This is a genomic window from Microbulbifer thermotolerans (assembly GCF_900112305.1).
Taxonomy (GTDB): Bacteria; Pseudomonadota; Gammaproteobacteria; order Pseudomonadales; family Cellvibrionaceae; genus Microbulbifer; species Microbulbifer thermotolerans.
Window position 1 is genome coordinate 170,430 of the sequence record NZ_FOKT01000004.1, and the last position, 20,698, is coordinate 191,127.

The 20,698-nt window shown below is 50.5% G+C and carries 15 protein-coding genes and 1 pseudogene; 11 read left to right on the forward strand and 5 right to left on the reverse strand.

The annotated features are described in order from the left end of the window. Positions 1-22 precede the first annotated feature (22 nt). From tssM to tssH, 11 genes are all read left to right on the forward strand, one after another. Positions 23-3,565 (forward strand): type VI secretion system membrane subunit TssM, encoded by a 3,543-nt coding sequence (gene tssM / locus BM155_RS07780; RefSeq protein WP_067150416.1) that lies wholly within the window; start codon positions 23-25, stop codon positions 3,563-3,565. Positions 3,566-3,595: 30 nt separating this feature from the next. After that, the gene (gene tagF / locus BM155_RS07785) at positions 3,596-4,267 is read left to right on the forward strand and encodes a type VI secretion system-associated protein TagF (RefSeq protein ID WP_139223178.1); all 672 of its coding nucleotides are present in this window, start codon (positions 3,596-3,598) and stop codon (positions 4,265-4,267) included. 136 nt (positions 4,268-4,403) lie between these two features. Beyond that, on the forward strand, positions 4,404-5,162 hold the full coding sequence (locus BM155_RS07790; RefSeq protein ID WP_067150421.1) for a hypothetical protein: 759 nt from the start codon (positions 4,404-4,406) through the stop codon (positions 5,160-5,162). 159 nt (positions 5,163-5,321) lie between these two features. Then, positions 5,322-6,599, forward strand: coding sequence for a type VI secretion system protein TssA (tssA, locus tag BM155_RS07795; protein WP_074902229.1), 1,278 nt, complete (start codon positions 5,322-5,324; stop codon positions 6,597-6,599). Between the two features lie 46 nt (positions 6,600-6,645). Continuing rightward, positions 6,646-7,167, forward strand: coding sequence for a type VI secretion system contractile sheath small subunit (gene tssB / locus BM155_RS07800; protein WP_067150428.1), 522 nt, complete (start codon positions 6,646-6,648; stop codon positions 7,165-7,167). Continuing rightward, positions 7,164-8,651, forward strand: coding sequence for a type VI secretion system contractile sheath large subunit (tssC, locus tag BM155_RS07805; protein WP_067150431.1), 1,488 nt, complete (start codon positions 7,164-7,166; stop codon positions 8,649-8,651). Before tssB ends, tssC (BM155_RS07805) begins: the two co-directional genes overlap by 4 nt. A gap of 223 nt (positions 8,652-8,874) precedes the next feature. Further along, positions 8,875-10,302 carry a type VI secretion system contractile sheath large subunit gene (tssC, locus tag BM155_RS07810; RefSeq protein WP_254773151.1) on the forward strand — a complete coding sequence of 476 codons (1,428 nt, stop codon included), beginning with the start codon at positions 8,875-8,877 and terminating at the stop codon, positions 10,300-10,302. A gap of 3 nt (positions 10,303-10,305) precedes the next feature. Next, positions 10,306-10,779, forward strand: a complete 474-nt coding sequence (gene tssE / locus BM155_RS07815; protein ID WP_067150434.1) for a type VI secretion system baseplate subunit TssE — start codon at positions 10,306-10,308, stop codon at positions 10,777-10,779. After that, on the forward strand, positions 10,779-12,608 hold the full coding sequence (tssF, locus tag BM155_RS07820) for a type VI secretion system baseplate subunit TssF (RefSeq protein WP_067150437.1): 1,830 nt from the start codon (positions 10,779-10,781) through the stop codon (positions 12,606-12,608). The genes tssE and tssF overlap by 1 nt, the downstream gene beginning before the upstream one ends. Then, positions 12,572-13,687, forward strand: coding sequence for a type VI secretion system baseplate subunit TssG (gene tssG, locus BM155_RS07825; protein WP_074902231.1), 1,116 nt, complete (start codon positions 12,572-12,574; stop codon positions 13,685-13,687). Before tssF ends, tssG begins: the two co-directional genes overlap by 37 nt. Positions 13,688-13,721: 34 nt before the next feature. Next, positions 13,722-16,382 carry a type VI secretion system ATPase TssH gene (gene tssH / locus BM155_RS07830; RefSeq protein WP_083421123.1) on the forward strand — a complete coding sequence of 887 codons (2,661 nt, stop codon included), beginning with the start codon at positions 13,722-13,724 and terminating at the stop codon, positions 16,380-16,382. Positions 16,383-16,431: 49 nt separating this feature from the next. On the opposite strand, the gene BM155_RS07835 is transcribed toward tssH, so the two are convergent. From BM155_RS07835 to BM155_RS07850, 5 genes and pseudogenes are all read right to left on the reverse strand, one after another. Further along, positions 16,432-17,148 carry a hypothetical protein gene (locus tag BM155_RS07835; protein WP_074902234.1) on the reverse strand — a complete coding sequence of 239 codons (717 nt, stop codon included), beginning with the start codon at positions 17,146-17,148 and terminating at the stop codon, positions 16,432-16,434. Between the two features lie 390 nt (positions 17,149-17,538). Continuing rightward, positions 17,539-17,775: pseudogene (locus tag BM155_RS17795) on the reverse strand (DUF6795 domain-containing protein); the annotation flags it as partial. 440 nt (positions 17,776-18,215) lie between these two features. Next, positions 18,216-18,734, reverse strand: coding sequence for a DUF6795 domain-containing protein (locus BM155_RS07840; protein WP_074902236.1), 519 nt, complete (start codon positions 18,732-18,734; stop codon positions 18,216-18,218). 5 nt (positions 18,735-18,739) lie between these two features. After that, positions 18,740-19,174 carry a DUF6795 domain-containing protein gene (locus BM155_RS07845; RefSeq protein WP_139223179.1) on the reverse strand — a complete coding sequence of 145 codons (435 nt, stop codon included), beginning with the start codon at positions 19,172-19,174 and terminating at the stop codon, positions 18,740-18,742. 359 nt (positions 19,175-19,533) lie between these two features. Continuing rightward, positions 19,534-20,694, reverse strand: a complete 1,161-nt coding sequence (locus BM155_RS07850; protein ID WP_074902241.1) for a lipase family protein — start codon at positions 20,692-20,694, stop codon at positions 19,534-19,536. Positions 20,695-20,698: the final 4 nt, after the last annotated feature.

Here is a 20,698-nt window from a genome sequence, read left to right on the forward strand (position 1 = left end):
GGTGTGGGAGATGGAGCTTTGCATGAAACGCCTGCGCGATTTTTTTGCCAATAAATGGGTGTTGGGATTGATCGGCCTTGTGGCTTTATCACTCCTGATCTGGTTTGGTGCCGACTACATCAAATTTGGCAGTGATAACACCACCCTGAGCCGCGGTGTCCGTCTGACGATCATTCTGTTTATCGCCGCAATCTGGCTAGTGTGGAATCTGAGCCAGTGGCTGGTGGAACGGCGTCAGAATCAGGCGCTGATCAAGGAGATCGAAGAGTCCCAGGAAGAGGAGGTGGACCCGGATGAGGAGCGCAGCCGCGAGGAATTAAATGCTCTTTCCACTCGCTTCCGCGAGGCCATGGAAGTGCTGCGCAAGGCCAGGTTCAAGTCAGACAGAGGCAGTGTCTCCCTTTACCAGTTGCCCTGGTACATCATCATCGGTCCTCCCGGCTCCGGCAAGACGACGGCGCTGGTCAACTCTGGTCTTGAATTTCCGCTGGCCAAGAGCCATGGTCGGGAAGCGCTTGGCGGCGTTGGCGGCACCCGGAATTGCGATTGGTGGTTTACCAACGACGCGGTTCTGATCGACACCGCCGGTCGATACACCACACAAGACAGCCACCGCGTCTACGATAACAACGCATGGCGGGCGTTTCTTGGCCTGTTAAAACGCTACCGCCGGCGCCGGCCGATCAACGGTGCCCTGGTTGCTGTCAGCCTTCAGGACCTGATGGTGCAAACAGCGGAACAGCGAGTGCACCAGGCAAAAACCATCCGCCAGCGTATCAGCGAGCTGCAAGAGCAGCTCGGTGTTCGCTTCCCGATCTATCTGACCTTTACCAAATGCGATCTGGTGGCGGGTTTTAGTGAATTCTTTGACAACTTGTCCCAAGCGGAGCGGGAGCAGGTTTGGGGCATTAGCTTCCCTGCCGAGAGCGGCCCGGTACTGGGTGCGCCGCTGGATACCTTCTCCGCGGAGTTCCGGGGGTTGATAGAACGCCTCAATCAGCGCGTGCTGTGGAGAGTGCACCAGGAGCGGCATATTGAAAAGCGCGCGATGCTGCAAGGGTTCCCGGCGCGGATGGAGAGCCTCACTGAAATCCTCGACGACTTCGTCAAACAGACTTTCAGTCCGAACCGCTATGAAACCGTACCGATGGTCAGGGGCGTGTACTTCACCAGTGGCACCCAGGAAGGCAGCCCCATCGACCGTATGATGGCGTCGGTGAGTGCCGATTTTGGACTCGAGCGAGATGTCGCGCATAAATTTCAGGGCGCTGGCAAGAGCTACTTCCTGCACCGCCTTTTGAAGGACGTGATCTTTCCAGAAGCGGAACTGGTAGGGGTCAACCGCAGAATAGAAGCTGCCACACAATGGCTGCGTCGGGGCGTTTATGTCGCCCTGGCAGGTATTTTTGTCGGAGCGCTGTTCCTCTGGAGTGGCAGCTTGGCCCAAAACAAGATTTATATGGGAGAGGTACGGGATCTTGTTGCGGAATACGAACATGAAAAACAAGAACTGAGCCAGGCGCGCTTGACTCCGGTTACCAGCCTTCGGCTGTTGGAACCGCTGCGCAGTGCAGCTGGCGTCTACCAGCGCGAGGATCACCCCTGGCTGGCCAATATGGGCCTCTACGATGACAGAGTCGACAGGGCGGCAGATCAACTGTACCGCAATCAGCTACAAAACCTCTTTTTGCCTGCATTGATCCGCGATATTGAGAGTGATCTCAACCGCATGGGCAGCGATGACCCTGCGCTAGCGGATACCTTGAAAACCTACTTGATGTTTTTTAACGCCGACAAGCGTGACCCTCAAGTATTGCAAGACTACTACCGGGCCCGCTGGGAGCGGCAACTGTCCGGTGAGGCGCAGAAGCAGGAACAACTGGCCACTCACCTGGAACAGTTGTTTGAGCAGCCCCTGTCGGAAAATCTGCAAGCCAACGAGCGGGTGGTTGCGCGGGCGCGTCAGCAGCTGCGCCGTATACCTGTTCCGCAGCGTCTATATGCCCAATTGCGCAACAGCGAGCTGGGCTTGACGCCGGTAGACCTTTACGGAGATATCGGTGGTGACACGGAGCAGCTGTTTGGTGTGTCGGCCACAGACTCCCGGTTCAGTATGCCTTACCTGTACACCAAGGCGGGATATAAAGAGCTGAATTTCGGCGCGGATTCACCATTGATGAGCCGGCTGGCGGATGAGCGCTGGATTTACGGTGGCGACATCAGCGGTGAAGATTTTAGCGAGGCGGATAGAGAAAGGCTTGGTGAAGAAGTCAAGCGGATATACCTCGGGGAATACCAACAGCGTTGGCAGCAATTTATCGGCGGCTTCTCCATCCAGCGTTTTCGCACGACCACTCAGGCACTGGATGCGCTGTCGAAGTTTTCCGACCCCGTTTACTCACCGCTACTGGCCATTGCTGAAATTACGGCCGATAACACACGGCTGACAATACGCCCGGAACTACCCACGGACGCTTCTGGTGTCGCACTGCCGGTATCGAGCCGGGAGCGCAAGCTCGGAGCAGCGGCGGTCGGCGGTGTGGCAGGTGCTCTTCAGGATAAATTCAAACCTACGATCGTGGATCTGCGTTTCGAGGAGCTCCAGCGCATCACCCAGAGTGAAAAAGGGCGTCCAGCTAGGGTTCAGGAATACCTTTCCGCAATCGCAAAAATTCAAGAATATCTGATTGAGATCGACAGCGCTCCAGACCCCAATGAGGCTGCTTTTACCAGCGCCAAGGCTCGTTTTGCCGGTGGCGGAGGGGATGCGATAAAACAACTGCGGATCAAAGCGTCTAACGCCCCGGCGCCGTTTGACCGGTGGCTGGACGAAATCGCAGATAGCACCTGGGCATTGGTAATGGCCAAGGCCAAACTGCATGCCGACCGCATATGGAGGGAGCAGGTATACAGCAGTTACAGCCGCAGCCTTGCCAATCGATACCCGTTGCGGAATAACCGGGATCAGGAAGTGCCTATCCTTGAATTCAACCGCTACTTTAAGCCGGGTGGTATAGAGCAAAAATTTGTCTCCGAGTATCTAAAACCATTTTTGGATACCCGTAGCTGGAAGCTAAAAAGTCTGGAAGGACAGAGCCTGGGGTTGTCGGCGGAAACCTTGTCGCAACTGCGCCGGGCTGATCGGATTCGCAAGACCTTTTTCAGTAACGGGGGACAGGCGTCCTACACCTTCCGGATCGAGCCGACAAAACTCGATCCGGGCGTGCGCCTGTTTGCATTGGAAATGGGAGAGCAACGGGTGCCTTACTCCCACGGCCCAAGGACTAGTAAAAAACTGACTTGGCGCGGGGGAGAAAGCAATCGTGTGCGAATTATCTTTGAAGATTTGAACGAAACTGTACACCGCAAGCACTTTGAAGGGGACTGGGCTTGGTATCGTCTGCTTGCGGCTTCCGAACTGGAACTTGGTAGGAGCGGTACCGAGCATCTGGTGACATTTGAGGAAGAGGGACGCCGGGCGCAGTTCAAGCTGGCTGCCGCCGGTGTTGATAATCCGTTCGACCGCAGATTATTGAACGGCTACCGCTGTCCGGAAACCCTGTGACGGCAGAGGAAATTCGGCGCGGAGGTGAATGTGTCAACAGCGATGGGAATATTCGGTAAGCTTCCGGGGCATGGTGATTTTATCCAACGCCAGCTCCCGGCAAGCTTTGTGACGCCTTGGGACGAATGGCTGCAGCGCGCTGTACATGGATCCCGGGAACTGGTTGGGGAGTCCTGGCTGGATTACTTCCTCACCGCCCCGGTTTGGCGCTTTGCCCTGTCTCCCGGTGTATTGGATGAACGCGGCTGGGCCGGTGTATTGGTCCCCAGTGTGGATAGTGTCGGCCGCTACTTTCCCCTTACGTTAGCCGCTCCTGTATCGGGCAAAGCCAACCCTTTTGCACTACAGTTGTCCGCTGAGGGGTGGTACCGAGAGCTATCCAATCTCGCGATAGAAGCGTTGCAGAATGCGCTTTTGGCTGACCAGCTGATGGAGCGCTTCCCTCAGCTAGCGGAAAATATTCCCGCGACGGACATATCCCTGAACGCGGGTGGCGTTCTCAAGGCTGTAGGGGAAAACTCGGATATTGCTAGCTGTTATCCCGGGATACTCGATTATCTGTACCGGCAGCAATTTCCCGCTTTTGGACTTTGGTGGTGTGTGGGCTCACAGCAGCTCGCACCCAATGCATTACTTTGTCCCAGTCTTCCTGATCCGGGGCTTTACGCTTCCATGTTGGGCGCGCCGGAATTGCGCTGGTGACTGTATATTGCAGGGATGCCATCACAGGGGATATCTCTAAGAATACAGCTTCCATACCAGTTATTGGAGCAAAGGATCATTACTGAGTCCGGGCACCAACGGGTTCAATTAAGTGCAGGGAATGCAGGTTTGTTCTATGTCATTTGAAATTGTCTTTACCGGGGTGTTGCGCGAAGGTTTCAGCCGCCGTCAGGGAATCGATACTCTGTGTCACAGGTTTGGTCTGAATTTTGAGCAGGTAAAGCGTTTACTGTCGGGCTCGCGTCAGGTAATCAAACGGGTCGAGAAGAGACAGCAGGCAGACGAAGTGATGTACACCCTATGGCAGGGTGGTTGGAATACAGAGCTGTTGTTGGACAACTGTGTAATTTTTCGCAGCGAAGTCGCTCAGACGTGCCTGAAGAGGCAGTACAGTTCGGATCAAGCCGTTTCCATCGGCCTCCCCGACGTTTGGCAGTGTCGGGACGATCTCAATCCGAGAGCCGTATTACAAGCCGGTGACGGAGATCGGCATCAGTACGTAGTTATCCTGAAGCAAGCTCGGCAAGAACTGCCGCCGGCACTGACTTTGCCATCCTACGCGACGGCACAGTTACAGCAATGTTTGGCGCGAGTGGAAGAGGGACAGCTACTGTCAGGCCCAAGCCCTTCTGAAAGTGAAACTCTGCCGCTATACGTCTCAGAGATGTCTGCGAAACTCGATGGCACCTCGATTCATTACATTGTTGCACACTTCCAGTCACAGCATAATTTTTATGCAATTTTTCTTTGGTGCGAAGGTAATACCTTTGATGAACAAAGAAAACTCTTTAGTCAAATTATTTCGAGTTTTTGCCTTGAAAAAGAAATGTTGCAGGTAGCTGAGTCGACCGTTGAGGTAACTGAGCCCAGTTAGCAGCCATTTTTGTGAAATTTTTTTGATTAACAGTGTGGGCTATTTATTTTTTTCACAAAAACTTTGTGTAAAACGGCAAATTATCTTGATTCACCTGATGCACAATGTAATCTTCCAAAAAATTCATACTAAGGGATTAACGGAGTAGAGGGACCTTTCATGCCCTTCCCGAACACAATAGACATAGATGAACTGATTGCACCAATTTCAGACGAACAGCCAAGCGGCAGTGATATTAGAGAAGATCGCTCGCCGACGTCTGATTACTACACCATCAAGGATGCCCGCAACGGTGCCCGCGCGGCGGAGCGCTCGGCAATTTTTGACGACGGCGACACAGACCTACTCGCTCCCTGGCGCGACGTAGCCAAGTCTGCGGAAAAGATTCTCAGTGGCCAAAGCAAAGATTTGGAAGTCGCCAGCTGGTACACGGAAGCTCTGATTCGACTGCACGGCTTTAGCGGCTTGCGCGATGGTTTTGCCTTGATTGACCGCTTGGTAGAGGACTACTGGGAAAACCTCTATCCGGAGCCAGACGAAGATGGCCTGGAAACCAAAGTGGCGCCTTTGACTGGGTTAAATGGCGACGGCGGGGACGGAACGCTGTTGATGCCGATCCGCAGCGCGCCTATCACCCCCGAGGGCGATTTCGGGGCTTATTCGTTCTTCCAATACCAACAGGCCCGGGATGCCGATCGTATCGCCGATGATGAAGCCAAGGCTGCCCGTATTGAAACCCTGGGATACAGTCTGGCCGATATTGAACAGTGTGTGCAGGCAGCCAGCAATGACTGGGCGCAAAATTTGGTGGAGACGCTAGAGGCCGCCATCGCTCACTATAAGAGCATCAATGAAGCATTGCGGTCGCATTGCGGGCACGACGCGCCTCCTTCAACAAACATCAGTACATTGCTGGATGAAGTGCTGCGCACCACTCGCTTTATATACAAGGCCCAGCTGGAAGCGCTTGCTGCTGCCAGTGCGGAAAGCTCTGCGAGTGGACAAGATGAAGCTACTACCGGCCAGGAAAGTACAACTGCGGCACCAGTGGCTGCCGCGGTTACGGCAGGGGTCGCAGCAGGTCCAGTTGCTTCGCGCGAGGATGCTCTGCGGCTGCTGGAGGAAGCGGCCAGGTATTTTCGCACTTACGAACCCCACACACCTCTGGCTCCTGGCCTAGAACGGCTGATCAATTGGGGCCGCATGACAGTGTCGGAATTGATGGCCGAGCTTTTGCCGGATGAGCAATCGCGCGCTATTTATTCACAGCTCACCGGTGTCAAACTGGATGGCTCCGACACGCAGCGCTATGTGGCGCCGCCGCCAGTATCCTCAGCTCCCGCCGCCAGCCCGGAGCCGGCTCAAAGCGCTGAACCGGCGCCCGCGGATGACGGTTGGGGTGGGGAATCCAAAGCCGAAGCCAACGCCGGGTGGTAATTGCCAGACCATTTGCAGCCCCTAAATAGAGACAAGGAGACCAGGTATGTCAGAGAGCATTCACAACAAACTCAAGCGCGTGCGCAAGCCGCGCGTTCACATTACTTATGACGTTGAGACCAATGGCGCTGAAGTCAAGAAGGAATTGCCTTTCGTTGTGGGAGTAATGGGTGACTACTCCGGTGACAATGCAGAGAATCGCAAGGCACTAAAAGAGCGCAAGTTTGTACAAATAGACCGTGACAACTTCAATGACGTCATGGCCAAGGTCAACCCCAAGTTGAATCTGCAAGTGGAAAATACGCTCGCCGGCGATGGCAGTAAGCTGGGAGTTGATCTGGATTTCAAAAACATGGATGACTTCTCCCCGGAGCAAATTGTCGAACAAGTTGAGCCGTTGAAGCAGTTGCTCGAAGCGCGCAGCAAGCTGCGGGATCTGTTGAGCAAAGCGGATCGTTCTGAGGAATTGGAAAAGGTTCTCGAAGATATTCTGAAGAATACTGAAAATGTCAGTGCTATCTCTGAACAGCTGGGCCTGGGCGAGAATAAAGGAGAGGAATCAGAATGAGCACCGAAGTAGAAAATGTCGCAGAAAGTGCAACGGAAGAGCAGTCGGCCAGCCTGCTGGAGCAGGCTATTGCTGCGACTAAACAGACCGAGCCGGAAGAAGCACAGGACCTGATCGCCAATCTTACCGAGCAGGTTCTGAAAGGTACGGTTACTTGGGATCGCAATCTGACTCAGACGATCAAAAAGGCGGTGCAAGCGATCGACCAAGCAATGTCAAAGCAGCTTGCGGCGATACTGCACGATGAGAAATTTCAAAAGCTCGAGGGCTCCTGGCGCGGTCTGCACCATTTGGTGATGAACAGCGAGACGGGTGCGACCTTGAAGATTCGCATGCTCAACTTGACCAAGCGCGAATTGTTCCGGGACCTCGATAAAGCCGTTGAGTTCGACCAGAGCCAGACTTTCAAAAAGATCTACGAAGAAGAGTTTGGTACAGCTGGTGGTGAACCGTATGGCTGTATGATTGGCGATTTCGAGTTCACCAGCCATCCCGAGGACATAGAGCTGTTGAGCAAGATGTCCAACGTGGCCGCTGCTGGATTCTGTCCCTTTATCTCCGCCGCAGGTGCGGGCATGTTTGGCTTCAAAGACTTTACCGAACTGTCCAAACCCCGCGATCTGGGCGCGATATTCGAATCTGGTGAATACATCAAGTGGCGCAGCTTCCGCGATAGCGAGGATTCCCGCTTTGTGACTCTGGTAATGCCTCGCACGCTGGCGCGCACTCCGTATGGCGCCAATACCAAGCCGATAGAGTCGTTCGACTTTGAAGAATTCGAAGTGGATGAGTCCGGCATTTCGCGCCCGGCCGAGCACGACCAGTATTGTTGGATGAACGCCGCTTATGTAATGGGGACTACCCTGACGAAAGCGTTTGCGGAGAATTCCTGGTGTACCGCGATTCGTGGTGCTGAAGGTGGTGGCAAGGTAGAGGGACTGCCGACTCATATCTTTAAGAGCGACGATGGGGATATGGATCAGAAGTGCCCGACTGAGATCGGTATCACCGACCGCCGCGAAGCAGAGCTGAGCGCTCAAGGTTTCCTGCCTCTGTGCCACTATAAGAATACCGACTACTCAGTATTCTTTGGCTCTCAGAGCACCCAGAAACCGAAGACTTACGATGACCCGGATGCGACCGCAAACGCTGCTATTTCAGCGCGCTTGCCCTATCTGATGGCCACTTCGCGCATTGCACATTACTTGAAGGTAATGGCACGCGACAAAGTCGGCTCCTTTATGGAGGCGAGCGACTGTGAGCGCTGGTTGAATAAGTGGATTTCCCAGTATACCAACTCTAATCCCGATGCGAGCGCGGAGATGAAAGCCAAGTATCCTTTGGCAGAAGCGCGTGTCGAGGTGAAGGAGATCCCCGGCCAGCCCGGTTGCTACAGTGCGGTGGCCTATCTGAAGCCATGGCTGCAAATGGAAGAGCTGACGACTTCCATGCGCATGGTTGCCAATATCCCCTCCGCGGGATAAACCAGGGGCCCGCCAGTCTGGCGGGCCGCTTCATTCTTGGCCTCCGGCGCTCAATTGCGCCTAACAAGCTGCACAGCGTGACCTATTCCCAGGGGTACGCGATATGTCCTTTCTTATTGATTTATAGGAGTTCGTTTCCGTGCCCGCTGAACTGCCTGCACAAAATCCCGGTGATGATGGCCCACTGCTATCTCCACAGCTTATGGGTTCTGGGTGCAGTTCTTTGCGCAAGTTTCTCAATGAGCCTGATGATCTTTTTGCCTTCGAATATTGGCTCACGGAGATCTGCCCCTGCGTGCACCGAGAGAAATTCACTGTACGTCAGTGGCTTAACCGCCTAGTAGCGGAATTGGACGAAGTAATTTGCGAGCAGATTAACGCTATATTGCACCACCCCAGATTTCAGCGCCTGGAAGCAAGCTGGCGGGGGTTGTCGATGTTGGTGCACAGTGCGCCGCATTCGGACAATATTAAAATCAGACTGTTGGATGTCAGTTGGCGGGATCTGAGCAAAGATATGGAAAGAGCGCCAGACTTCGATCAGTCTGGTCTTTTCCATCTTGTGTATAACGAGGAATTCGGTACGCCTGGTGGCGAGCCCTTCGGGTTACTGCTCGGAGACTACTATATTTCCCACAGGCCTTTTGAAGGTCATCCCTACGATGATGTATTCACCTTGCAAGGCATAGCCCACACGGCTGCGGCTGCCTTCGCTCCTTTTGTCTGCGGCGTGACACCGCAGTTATTTGGTGCGGATCATTTCGATGATCTGGCGAGGCCGATCGATTTCGCGGAAGTGTTCCGACAAAAGCAGTACATCCGTTGGAATGGGTTGCGGGATTTGGAAGACAGCCGTTTCTTGGCCGCGACTTTGCCCCAGATATTGATGCGCGAACCTTACAACACTGAATTTTCCAACTACCGCGGGCTGCGTTTTGCAGAGCAGGTCTCTGATGCCCACAACAGAAACTATCTGTGGGGAAATGCATGCTTTGCCTTGGGGGCGGTATTGATCCGGGAATTCAGTGAGGTCGGTTGGTTCTCTCATATCCGCGGTGTGGCCAGAGATAGCTACGGTGGCGGGTTGGTTACCCAATTGCCTGCTTTGCAATACAGGCCAGATAGCAAAGCCGGCATGGTGAAAATGACAACCTCTATATTGGTAACCGATTTCGCTGAGCGGGATCTTAGCGAGCTGGGGTTTACCTGCCTCTGCCATTGTTATGATACCCCCTACAGCGCGTTCAACAGCGTGCCGTCATTGCAGCGTCCAAAGCAATACACCACCAAGGCCGCAACGGCGAATGCTCGCATTAGCTCCATGTTACAGCAGATTCTTTGCGCATCCCGTTTCGCTCACTACATAAAAGTTATGATTCGGGACAAAGTAGGGGCGTATATGAATGCGGCCGACTGCGAGCGCCAGCTGCAGAAGTGGTTGGATCGATATACCACCGGGCGCGATGACCTGTCCTGGGAAATGTTGGCTCGGTATCCTCTGCGCGAAGCCCGGGTGCGCGTAATGGATGAGCCTGGCAAGGTGGGTAGCTACCAGAGTGTCATTCACCTGAAAAGCCACTACACAGTGGATCATTTGGTGTCAGAATTGAAGCTGACTACAGCGCTGGCACAGATAGGGACATTGCAATAAAAAATGGTCAGAGAAAAGCGCTTGCTAGCGCCGGTACTGGACCGGCTACTAGAGTCGTCTCGCAATATGGATCTTCACCAGCCACATCAAATTCTGAAACAGCTACGTGAGGGTGTCCGGCGCGACCTCGAACATTTATTTAACACACGCTACTGTTGTGTCTCCCCACCTGAGACACATGTGCACCTGCAGTCCTCCAATATGAATTACGGATTGCCAGATTTGTCCACGGTCAATCTGTCCTCACTGGAGAGCCGCAAACGTTTTTGCCGCGATATTGAGCGCACCATATTGGAATTTGAACCGCGTATCCGTTCCGTGAAAGTCACGACCCAAGACAAAATCGATGTGGAAGATCCAAGTATCCGCTTTCGCGTAGAAGCGGTATTGCATGTGAATCCCGCATCGGAAGTCATTGTATTTGACTCAGCCCTAAATCCGGTGACTCAGACGGTCGATGTGTCGGAGATACTGTGATGAGTGAAAAATTGATTGATTTGTACGAGCGTGAGTTGGCGTTTGTGCAACAAACCGCAGCGGAATTTGCACGCATGCACCCGGCTGCGGCCTCGCGCCTGCAACTAGATACAGATACGGTAGACGATCCATTGGTGGGCCGGCTGATGTCGGGCTTCGCCTATTTGAATGCGCGAGTGCAACAGAAGCTCAGCGATGACTTCCCAGAACTCACCGATGCAATGCTGGAGACGCTCTATCCGCATTACCTGAGACCAATACCATCTTGTGCGGTAGTACAGTTCGAGCCCGAGTCGGATCTGGATGCGATAGTGCGCGTAGACGCTAATACCTTGCTGGAAACGGAAAGTTTTCAGGGACAGACATGTAGATTTACCAGTCGTTATCCAGTGGATATATGTCCCTTTCAGGCCGTGAGTGCCAGCCTCATGCCCCGCCCTTTCATTGCGCCGGGATGTAACGAAATTCAGAGCGCTAACGCGGTATTGAAGCTTTCACTGAAAACCCAAAGCCCCGATCTGAATTTCTCCGAAATCAAGCCGGGCCATTTGCGATTTTTTCTGCGCGGCCAGCCGAGTCATGTCTACGCTCTTTACGACTTACTGTTAAGCAAATGTGTTAAGTTGGTCGTTGCCAATGGAGAAGCGGACCCGCACCCAACCTATCTTGAGCCGGATTCATTGCAACCCGTAGGGCTTGATCCCGACCAGGGGCTGCTTCCTTATCCGGATACAGCATTCATAGGCTATCGGTTGCTGACCGAATACTTCGCATTTCCGGAAAAGTTCCATTTCATTGATATTAATGGCCTTGAGCATGCACTGAATGACAGCTACGGAGACTCTTTAAATCTATATTTCTATTTGTCGGAAAATCACGACGAACTGGAAAAGCAACTGACCCCAGGCATGTTTGTTCTAGGATGCACGCCTGTAGTCAACCTGTTTCCGCAGACCGCCGACCCAATTCCACTTACTCATGCGCAATACAACTACCATGTGGTTCCCGACGCACGGCGTAGTGATGGACTGGAAATTTATTCCATCGACTCTGTGACGGCGACCGATGGCAGTGGAAAAAGCACAAGCTATCGTCCTTTTTACGGTATTCAGCACAGCCAACACCACGCTCGACAGACCGCTTTTTGGTTTAGCCGGCGACGGGAGGTTATTGAAGGGGAGCACCGAAACGAACAGGCGTCGGAAGTGGATATCTGTTTGGTCGACCTTGAATTTAACCCCCATAAAATCAGCGATCAAACTCTCGATATACAGCTGACCTGTTGTAACAGGAACCTACCCAAAAAACTGCCCAGTGGAAACGCGCAGCCCTATCTAGAGATAGTAGATGGCGACGCTCCGGCGCGCCGAATAAGTTGTGTTGTCTCACCCACGGCAACTCTACGCCCGCCCAGACGTGAGCGTGGCTACTGGCGTTTAATTTCACACCTCAACCTGAATCACCTATCGCTGTCAGCGAATGGCGGTTGCGAAGCGCTCAAGGAGATTTTCCGTCTCTACGACTTCCGTGATTCCGCTAGCACACGCAACTTAATCGAGTCTCTGCAAAAAGTGAGCACGCGACCGATTACCGCGCCCATACAGATAGACCACAGTGTAGTCTTGTGCCGAGGTACGGAAGTCAAGATCGAACTTGACCCGATGATGCTGACCGGTACCAGCCCGCTTCTGTTCGCCAGTGTGATCGAACGCTTTCTGGGTTTGTACTGTTCACTAAATTCCTTTACACGACTGATTGCCACTATCAGTGGTAGAGACGGAGAACTTAAACGATGGCCGCCTCGAGCCGGAGACAAAGCCTTACTGTAATCGAGCGCCTGGTTAGTGAGCCTTACCGCTTTGATTTTTTTCAGGCGGTACGTTTACTCGAACGCGCGACAGCAATGGCTGGTGACGACTGCGCCAGAGAGATAGTCGCCGGATCTGCGCCACCGTCGCGGGAGTTGATACGCTTCCGCGCCCATTCAGGTCTTTCGTTCAATGGTGCCGACATACTGTCTCTAGAGCAGCGAAAAGTACCGGAGGACGGGCTGACCCAGTGGAACATGGATGTGGGCTTCACTGGTCTAGCTGGTAGTCAGGGGGTAATGCCCTATTACCTCACGGAATTGGTGCTGAAAGAGCTGAGGGAAAAGAACACCGCGTTGCGGGATTTTCTCGATATTTTCAATCACCGTCATATTTCGCTTTTTTACCAGGCGTGGCATAAGTACCAGCTTCCTGTGAACTATGAACGGCACCACCTACGCAAGGCCCGGGAGCCGGATCTCTTCAGTCACGCACTCGCTTCTTTGGCCGGAATGGGAACTGGCGAAATGCGCTATCGCATGCCGCTGCCAGATGAAGCGTTGTACGGTATGGCAGGTCACCTGAGTAGACAGCAGTGTTCTGCTGCGGCTTTGGTGGGCATGATTCGCCATTACTTTGGATTGAAAGTCAGTATCGAACAATTTCTCGGGCAGTGGGACGAGCTACCGGGGGATGTGCTCTGTCGTTTTCCTGGTCCAGAAAACCCACAAGGAATTAATAATTGTTTGGGAGTCAATGCGATACTGGGTACATGTTGCTTTCAGGCACAAAATAAGTTTCGTGTCGTGGTTGAACCGATGGCTTATGACCAGTTTATGACGTTGTCCCCGGGCTCGGAAAAACTGGAGTCACTCAAGTCATTTATCCAGTTTGCTGTAGGTGTGGAGATGGACTTTGAAATCTCTGTAACTTTATTTATGCGCCAAGTAGGACCGGTACAACTGGCAAATGATTCCCAATACCAGCCGCTGCTGGGTTGGAACACCCATATGGCCAATGAAGACTTGGACGACCGTCGCGTGGAGATCACGTTGAGCGCTGATCGAGTGTCTCCAGACGAAGCCTTACCCATGGCCTGATGTCAAATCCAAAACCGATAAAAGGAGCTTTGTCATGATTAATATTGATTTGAAGCGGCTGGTAGACACTATGACGCCTCATATGCGCGACTCGCTTGAGGGTGCGGCAGGCCTGTGTCTAGCGCAGAGCCAATATAATGTTGAGCTGGAACACTGGTTATTGAAGCTGCTGGATCAATCGGATACAGATCTCTACCACCTGCTTGAGAAGCATGACTGTAACCCCTCGCATCTGGCCAAGCAGCTCGCGACGGCAATTGCTGGCTTCAAGTCCGGCAGTAGTCGGCCGGCTGCGTTATCACCGACGGTCGTTGAAGCTGCGAAGAACGCATGGATGCTGGCATCCATTGACTGTGGCCACCGTGCTATCAGCTCAGGACACTTACTGGCTGCGCTGCTTTTGGACGAGACTTCTCGTCGACAGTTACTGGAATCCTGTCCGGAATTGAAAAACATTGCCCCGGAGTCGATTCGCGAGACTGCCCGTGCCATGTTCGGACAAAGTGGAGAGTCCCATCATTTAAGTGGTATCTCCAGCAGCGAAGAGGGCGCTGCCGCGGTTGCCGCGGCGGCGAGCAAGGCCCCGGCACTCGATAAATACACCATCAACCTTACCGAGCGGGCTGAAAAAGGCGAGATTGACCCAGTGCTGGGAAGGGATGAAGAAATACGCCAGTGTATCGATATACTCACACGCCGTCGTCAGAACAACCCAATACTGACAGGGGAAGCCGGTGTGGGTAAAACCGCGGTTGTGGAAGGTTTCGCACTGCGTATCGCCAGTGGAGATGTGCCCGACCCCCTGAAAGGGGTTGCTGTACGGACCCTGGATTTGGGCCTGTTACAAGCTGGTGCAAGTGTTAAAGGTGAGTTTGAAAACCGTCTGAAATCAGTAATAGAAGAAGTTCGCGCCTCAGCTACCCCGATTATTTTATTTATTGATGAGGCGCATACCATGATCGGCGCAGGAGGGAAGGAAGGGCAGGGAGATGCTGCCAACCTGCTCAAACCGGCGTTGGCGCGCGGTGAATTGCGTACTATTGCGGCCACTACCTGGGCTGAGTATAAAAAATATTTTGAACGCGATCCCGCGCTGACCCGCCGCTTCCAGGTGGTAAAAGTTGAAGAGCCCTCAGAAGATAAAGCTATCGACATGATGCGTGGGATAGCGACTACACTGGAAGCGCATCACAAAGTGCGCATTTTAGATGAAGCAATCGTTGCCTCGGTAAAACTTTCTCACCGATATATCCCTGGCCGCCAACTTCCAGACAAATCCGTCAGCCTATTGGACACAGCCTGTGCGCGGGTAGCCCTGGGGCAATCGGCGACGCCCGGTGCTATTGAGGACACCAAACGTACTATCGCACGTGCGGAGCACACGATAGAAAAATTGAAACGTGAGAATGCCGCTACCGGTGCCCATCAAGAACAGCTGGACAGTTTGGCGCAGGAACGCGCTGAGGCCGAAGAGCGCCTGACAGCACTGGAAAGCCAGCTTGCGCAGGAAGCGGAACTGATTCAGCAAATTAAAGCGTTGCGCGATGAAATTGATCTGTGTTTTCAGAACCAAACTGAAGAAGAGCCGGCAGACGAAGCAAAACTGGCTGATTTGAAAGAACAATTGCAATCACTGCATTCCCAGCTGCGTGAGATACAAGGTGAAACACCACTGATGCAGCCAGCTGTAGATGAGCAGGCCATTGCTGAAGTCGTGGCGAACTGGACCGGCATCCCTGTAGGGAAAATGGTCAGTGATGAAATAGCCACCATACAGACGCTGGCGGAGCGGCTGAACAAGCGAGTGATAGGGCAGCCACACGCCATTGAGGCGGTCGCTCAGGCAATCCGAACTTCCAGAGCAGGACTTACTGACCCACGCAAGCCTGTTGGGGTTTTCCTCTTTTGTGGCACCAGTGGTGTGGGTAAGACGGAGACTGCCCTGGCATTGGCGGATGAACTGTTTGGTGGTGAGCAGAGCATCACCACCATCAATATGGCCGAGTTCAAAGAGGAGCATAAAGTCTCTATGCTGCTCGGTTCCCCTCCCGGCTATGTTGGCTACGGCGAGGGCGGTGTGCTCACCGAAGCGGCGCGCCGCAAGCCCTATTCGGTAATACTGCTCGATGAGATGGAAAAGGCCCATCCAGGTGTTCAGGACATTTTCTACAATCTGTTTGATAAGGGCACCATCAAAGACGGTGAAGGTCGTGATATCGACTTCAAAAACACCGTTATCATTATGACGTCCAATGCCGGAGAAGATGCCATTCGGGCGATTTTCAGCCAGGTGGAGGAAAAACCGGAACCGGATGTCCTGCTGGATAATATCCGCCCCTACCTGCTACAAAAATTCAAACCGGCCTTCCTTGGTCGTGCGAATGTAATTGCCTACTACCCACTGGATGATGAAAACCTCATAGAGATCTGCAAGATCAATATGCGTCGTATTGAAAAGCGTGTGAAGGAGCACTATGGTGCCGAATTCAGCTACGACGAAGATGTATTGGTCAATATTGTCGCACGCTGCCAGGAGTCGGACACTGGTGCACGTAATATTGAGGTAATCCTAAACCGGACCTTGTTGCCATCATTGGCTAGTGAATGCCTGGACAAAATGGCGAAGGGCGAGGAGATCACCACTATTCATGTGGGAGCCACGGAGGAAGGCGATTTCAGCTACCAGATCAACTGATAGATGGAGGCCCGGTAATATTGCCGGGCCTCCCGTTTGCCTGCAGCTGTTAATACAGGATCGCGTAAGCCAATATACTGCCGAACGCAGTTATCAAATAGAAGTAACCGCCCACAAACGACACTGCCCCTCCGCTGCCGGGTTCTAATACATCCATTGCCCGGCGCACAGTAACTGCCAGAATGCAGAATCCCGCCAACATGGACCACCAATAGTAGCCGGTAAAGAACGGAAGAATGTTCACGGCGAGCACCATAATAAGAATCGACAGGTAGATACCGTTAGTGCTCTTGCGGGTAGTGGCAAACAGAAAAAATACGAGGTAGGCCGCATATGGCCAGAGGTTTAACCAGGAGTAGGGGGACTTTGACTCTCCCGCAGTTGTAAGGGCCGAGTCCATATTGGAATCACCCAGAAAACCCTGGTGAAAAAATATGAAATACCCCACAACGGCCAACAGGTAGCTGCCTGGTGACAGTGTGAGAAATTCGGGTGGACTGCCTAGCCAGCCTTTTCGGTAGAAAAAGGTTTGCGCCAGGAAAGAAGTTAGAATGATCGGCAGAGTGCAAACCAGGTTTAGCCAGAAGTTTTCCGTATAGAGCAGCGCCAGGAAAGGTGTCAATACGACAAGATCGCTCAAACGATCACTACGGAGATCCGAATTTTCAGTAATTTTCCTCTTTTTCTTGGCGATATAGCAATCAATGATTGCCAGAACTGAGGCAAATACACTTAGAATTGCAGTTGTGGGTAGAATTTCAGGCATGTTTATACTGTATTAAATATCTGGGAACAGCCTTTCAGCTAGGGAGCATATGTCGGTCAATCATACGGTGCCCGCATTACCAGATTCGATACTACCCGGTGGAATCTCAAAAAGCATCCTGATAAATGCAGCAGCTATGCCGGTGTTGTCGGCCACTCTAAGTCCGATAAATTGTGCCAGACGTGTTATGAATTTTTACAAGTTTAACTCAATATAGTACGTCGCAAAAGATGCAATATGATTTTTAATCTTATAGTGTTTGGTGTGAGTTCATACGAAAGTTCAAAAATTTAAAATCATTCCTGACACATATGGTATTTATAAGGTCAAGCCAGAAATAAATGCACGATGTTGGGATTATAAACACGATTATCAATCCTGCATTCAGCGCTACCTGCACGAGGTTTTTAATATAGAGTCAAACATTCGTTCAGTTCTCAGTTTATCAGAAAGCTCGCAAGATAGATTAAAGGACTCTCCATTCATTCCAAAATTCTCTCTTGGGTTTCGCTTTGCATATACCCAAATTTTGTATTCATTGTCATTAAGTATAACTTTAATAAGCCGGGAAGAAACAAATTCTATCGGAAATATCTTTGCAAATGAGATATCGTACATGGCAGGAAGATAGACTTTCCCCGTCTAGTCAGCAGTAAATATATCTATAATTTCTTTTTTCAATTGATTGATCTAATAACCTTAGCTCCTGCGACAGGTTCTCCATCCAGAGTTAGCCGGATATTCATTTCTGAAAATGTGTAGGCCTTTAATGGGTTTACGGGCGCCATAATATTCCCCGTGGTAGAGAAAATTGATATCAAACAATCAGGGGCACTGAAATACTATAGCCTTAGACTTGTTTCCATAATGCGTTATCTCTTAATCGGTGAGCATGGAAATGAGCTAAAGCTTCTCTTTTACAGGTAATGTTTTTCTGTTGGTTGGGGAGAACGCGGGTAGCTACCAGTTGCCCGATTTCTTACCAATTGCACTCGTTATCCGAAACCGTGATGAAAAAGCAATATTCTCAATTGGTCCATGTATAAAGACGCAAATATTGTACATTTTTAAACCTCCTTGTTTGCACTGTCAGGAATTACGTCCCACTTGCATTTTGTTATAAATCGCTGTCCATCAACTTCTATTACCTGATATTCCTTTTCGATGTCACATATTACGAATAACGGCTTACCCCGTGACTCAGAATTCTCATTTTTTATACGTTTTACGCCATCCCATATAATATGTTCCTCACCATTTGTGGTGATAGCAATAAACTGATTGACCACAAATTCTTGCGGAAGTAGACTCAGCAAGCTGCGCTCGAATAGGGCAGGCATTTCAAAATAACCAACTTCGTTGGTTTTGGTTTTATCTATCTTATTTTTCTGGTAGTAGACTTTTCTTACTACAGTGGCGTTTTTAATTGGGATTCCATCTTTCTGAATAATTCCGGAAATGCCAGAAAAAGTATATACCTTCCCTGTATCAAATATTGATATGGCATTACTATTCATGCTTAAAGGAAAGATAATAAAAGAGAGCAAGATTTTAATAAATTTATAATATATGCCTAGATTATCCATAATAACTAAAATCCGGTGTCTACTTTGTCTGGAACTACATCCCAATTGCATTTTGTTACAAAATTCTGCCCATCAACCATTATAGCGTTAAGTTCATCAGTAATGTCACAGGTAACAATTAATGGCTTGCCTCTTGCTTCAGAATTTTCTTCTTTTTTCCGCTTAACTCCATCCCATATAACATAATCTTCACCATTTACCGTAACTACGATAAGCTGCCCGACCACAAATTCTTGTGGAAGTAGACTCATTACACTACGCTCGAATAGCGCAGGCATTTCAAAATAGCCTTCTTCGTTAGTTTTAGTTTTATCAGTCTTTTTCTTCTGGTATGAGGTTGTTCTCGTTACAGTGATATTTGAAAGTGGCTGTCCATCTTTCTGAATAATTCCAGAAATTCCAGAAAATGTACAAACTTTTCCAATATTTAGTATCGACATGGCGTAAATTTCCGTACTTAAGGAAAAAATGATCAGGAAGAAAAAAATATTAAGAAATTTACAGGCTCTGTAAATGTCATTCATGGCGCTGTTTTTTTCTTGGATGAGTGTAAAATGTCGTAAGAATAGTAGATGACAATGTTACTTGAAACCAAGTATGAAAGAGGTTTTTCTGGCAAGGCAGGTTGCGGCGAAAAAGTACATCATGGCGCCATGCCAGGAAGTCAGTAGCTAAGTTGGTTTATGATTAAATTCAAAGATTTTTTGCCTGTTGCCAATAAGTCGGCAGAGGCTTTTGTAGGATTATTCTCGTTGCCATGAATAATGGAGCAGCCCTTAGAAGAGGGCTGCTCCATTTTTTATTCAACCAAACGTCCGGCTCGCATTACCAGATCAGACACTACTCTGTGAACTCTGATAAATATCATCCTTATAAATGCAACTGTAATATTAGCATCTTTGGCAACTTCTATTCCTACAAGCTGCGCCAAACGTTTTATAAGGCGAAGGATCCAGAAAGATATGTCTTTGCTGATTTGGTAGGCTTTATGCATAAAGATGGCGAGCCTATCCAGTAGGGTGAATGTTGTTCCTCCAGATATAACTAGTGCAATGCCTGCAAGATTGCCAATTTTCTTAAGAACCCACAAAATTGCTTCGCCTGCAATCCATGCCGTATTCAATGTTAGAGATAGAATAGAATCAGATTTCAGCCAAGATTCAATACTCTGGTCAAGTCGATCTTTGGGGCGTAAATTTTTAACATCGCTCCAACCTATACCTGTATCATTTGGCATAACGGAGCTTACGTAAGTATCAATTGAATGATGATGAAAAGGGTTCAGAGAATTTGGCGGAGAAAGCTGATAGTCTCCGATGCCTCCATCAGGAACATGGATGAAAGGCCATGTAGGCAGCATAGGTACTGGATCAGTGCGATGATATACACGATAAATATTATCTTCCTTGATGCGGCGTTTGCATCCGCTGGCGAATTGCTCCATACCTACACGAGGACTGCCAAAAGTGTATAGTTTTATTACTTTTCCACTATTGCTTGCGAGCCAGTCTGCGGTAAGAGTAGCTAAAGCGCCGCCTAGGCTGTGTCCTACGCAATGAATGGTATGGACGTCTGTTGGAAGCTTATTTATAAATTCTTGTAGTTGGGGTAAAAAACTAGCGAAGGTATAATAGAAACCCTGATGAACACTGCCGCCGGTGTGGAATCGTTTGATTCCGGCATTAAGATCTGTCAAGGCATCATAGCCGCTGGCGGTTCCTTTTAGAGCTACTACAGCATTACCTTTATATTGGTTTATGCCGACAGCAGCAATTCCCATTGTGTGTTCACTTTTTAGGAAGATAAAGGCGCCGGTTTTGCCTGAAATAGTACTGTCGGAGTTTTCGACTTTGAAATCATCCTGATATTTTCTAATAAAAGCTCTTCGGGTTGATGGCTCTTTGATTAGATATATGTAGTTGGCTAATTTTGACGAATATTCTGGCGTTAGTTCAGTCATTTTG

Bases quoted from the DNA above. Each gene is read 5' to 3' on its own strand.
- tssM (WP_067150416.1), top strand. From the start codon at position 23: ATGAAACGCCTGCGCGATTTTTTTGCCAATAAATGGGTGTTGGGATTG.
- BM155_RS07790 (WP_067150421.1), top strand. From the start codon at position 4,404: ATGTCATTTGAAATTGTCTTTACCGGGGTGTTGCGCGAAGGTTTCAGC.
- tssA (WP_074902229.1), top strand. From the start codon at position 5,322: ATGCCCTTCCCGAACACAATAGACATAGATGAACTGATTGCACCAATT.
- tssB (WP_067150428.1), top strand. From the start codon at position 6,646: ATGTCAGAGAGCATTCACAACAAACTCAAGCGCGTGCGCAAGCCGCGC.
- tssC (WP_067150431.1), top strand. From the start codon at position 7,164: ATGAGCACCGAAGTAGAAAATGTCGCAGAAAGTGCAACGGAAGAGCAG.
- tssE (WP_067150434.1), top strand. From the start codon at position 10,306: ATGGTCAGAGAAAAGCGCTTGCTAGCGCCGGTACTGGACCGGCTACTA.
- tssF (WP_067150437.1), top strand. From the start codon at position 10,779: ATGAGTGAAAAATTGATTGATTTGTACGAGCGTGAGTTGGCGTTTGTG.
- tssG (WP_074902231.1), top strand. From the start codon at position 12,572: ATGGCCGCCTCGAGCCGGAGACAAAGCCTTACTGTAATCGAGCGCCTG.
- tssH (WP_083421123.1), top strand. From the start codon at position 13,722: ATGATTAATATTGATTTGAAGCGGCTGGTAGACACTATGACGCCTCAT.
- BM155_RS07835 (WP_074902234.1), bottom strand. From the start codon at position 17,148: ATGCCTGAAATTCTACCCACAACTGCAATTCTAAGTGTATTTGCCTCA.
- BM155_RS07840 (WP_074902236.1), bottom strand. From the start codon at position 18,734: ATGGATAATCTAGGCATATATTATAAATTTATTAAAATCTTGCTCTCT.
- BM155_RS07845 (WP_139223179.1), bottom strand. From the start codon at position 19,174: ATGTCGATACTAAATATTGGAAAAGTTTGTACATTTTCTGGAATTTCT.
- BM155_RS07850 (WP_074902241.1), bottom strand. From the start codon at position 20,694: ATGACTGAACTAACGCCAGAATATTCGTCAAAATTAGCCAACTACATA.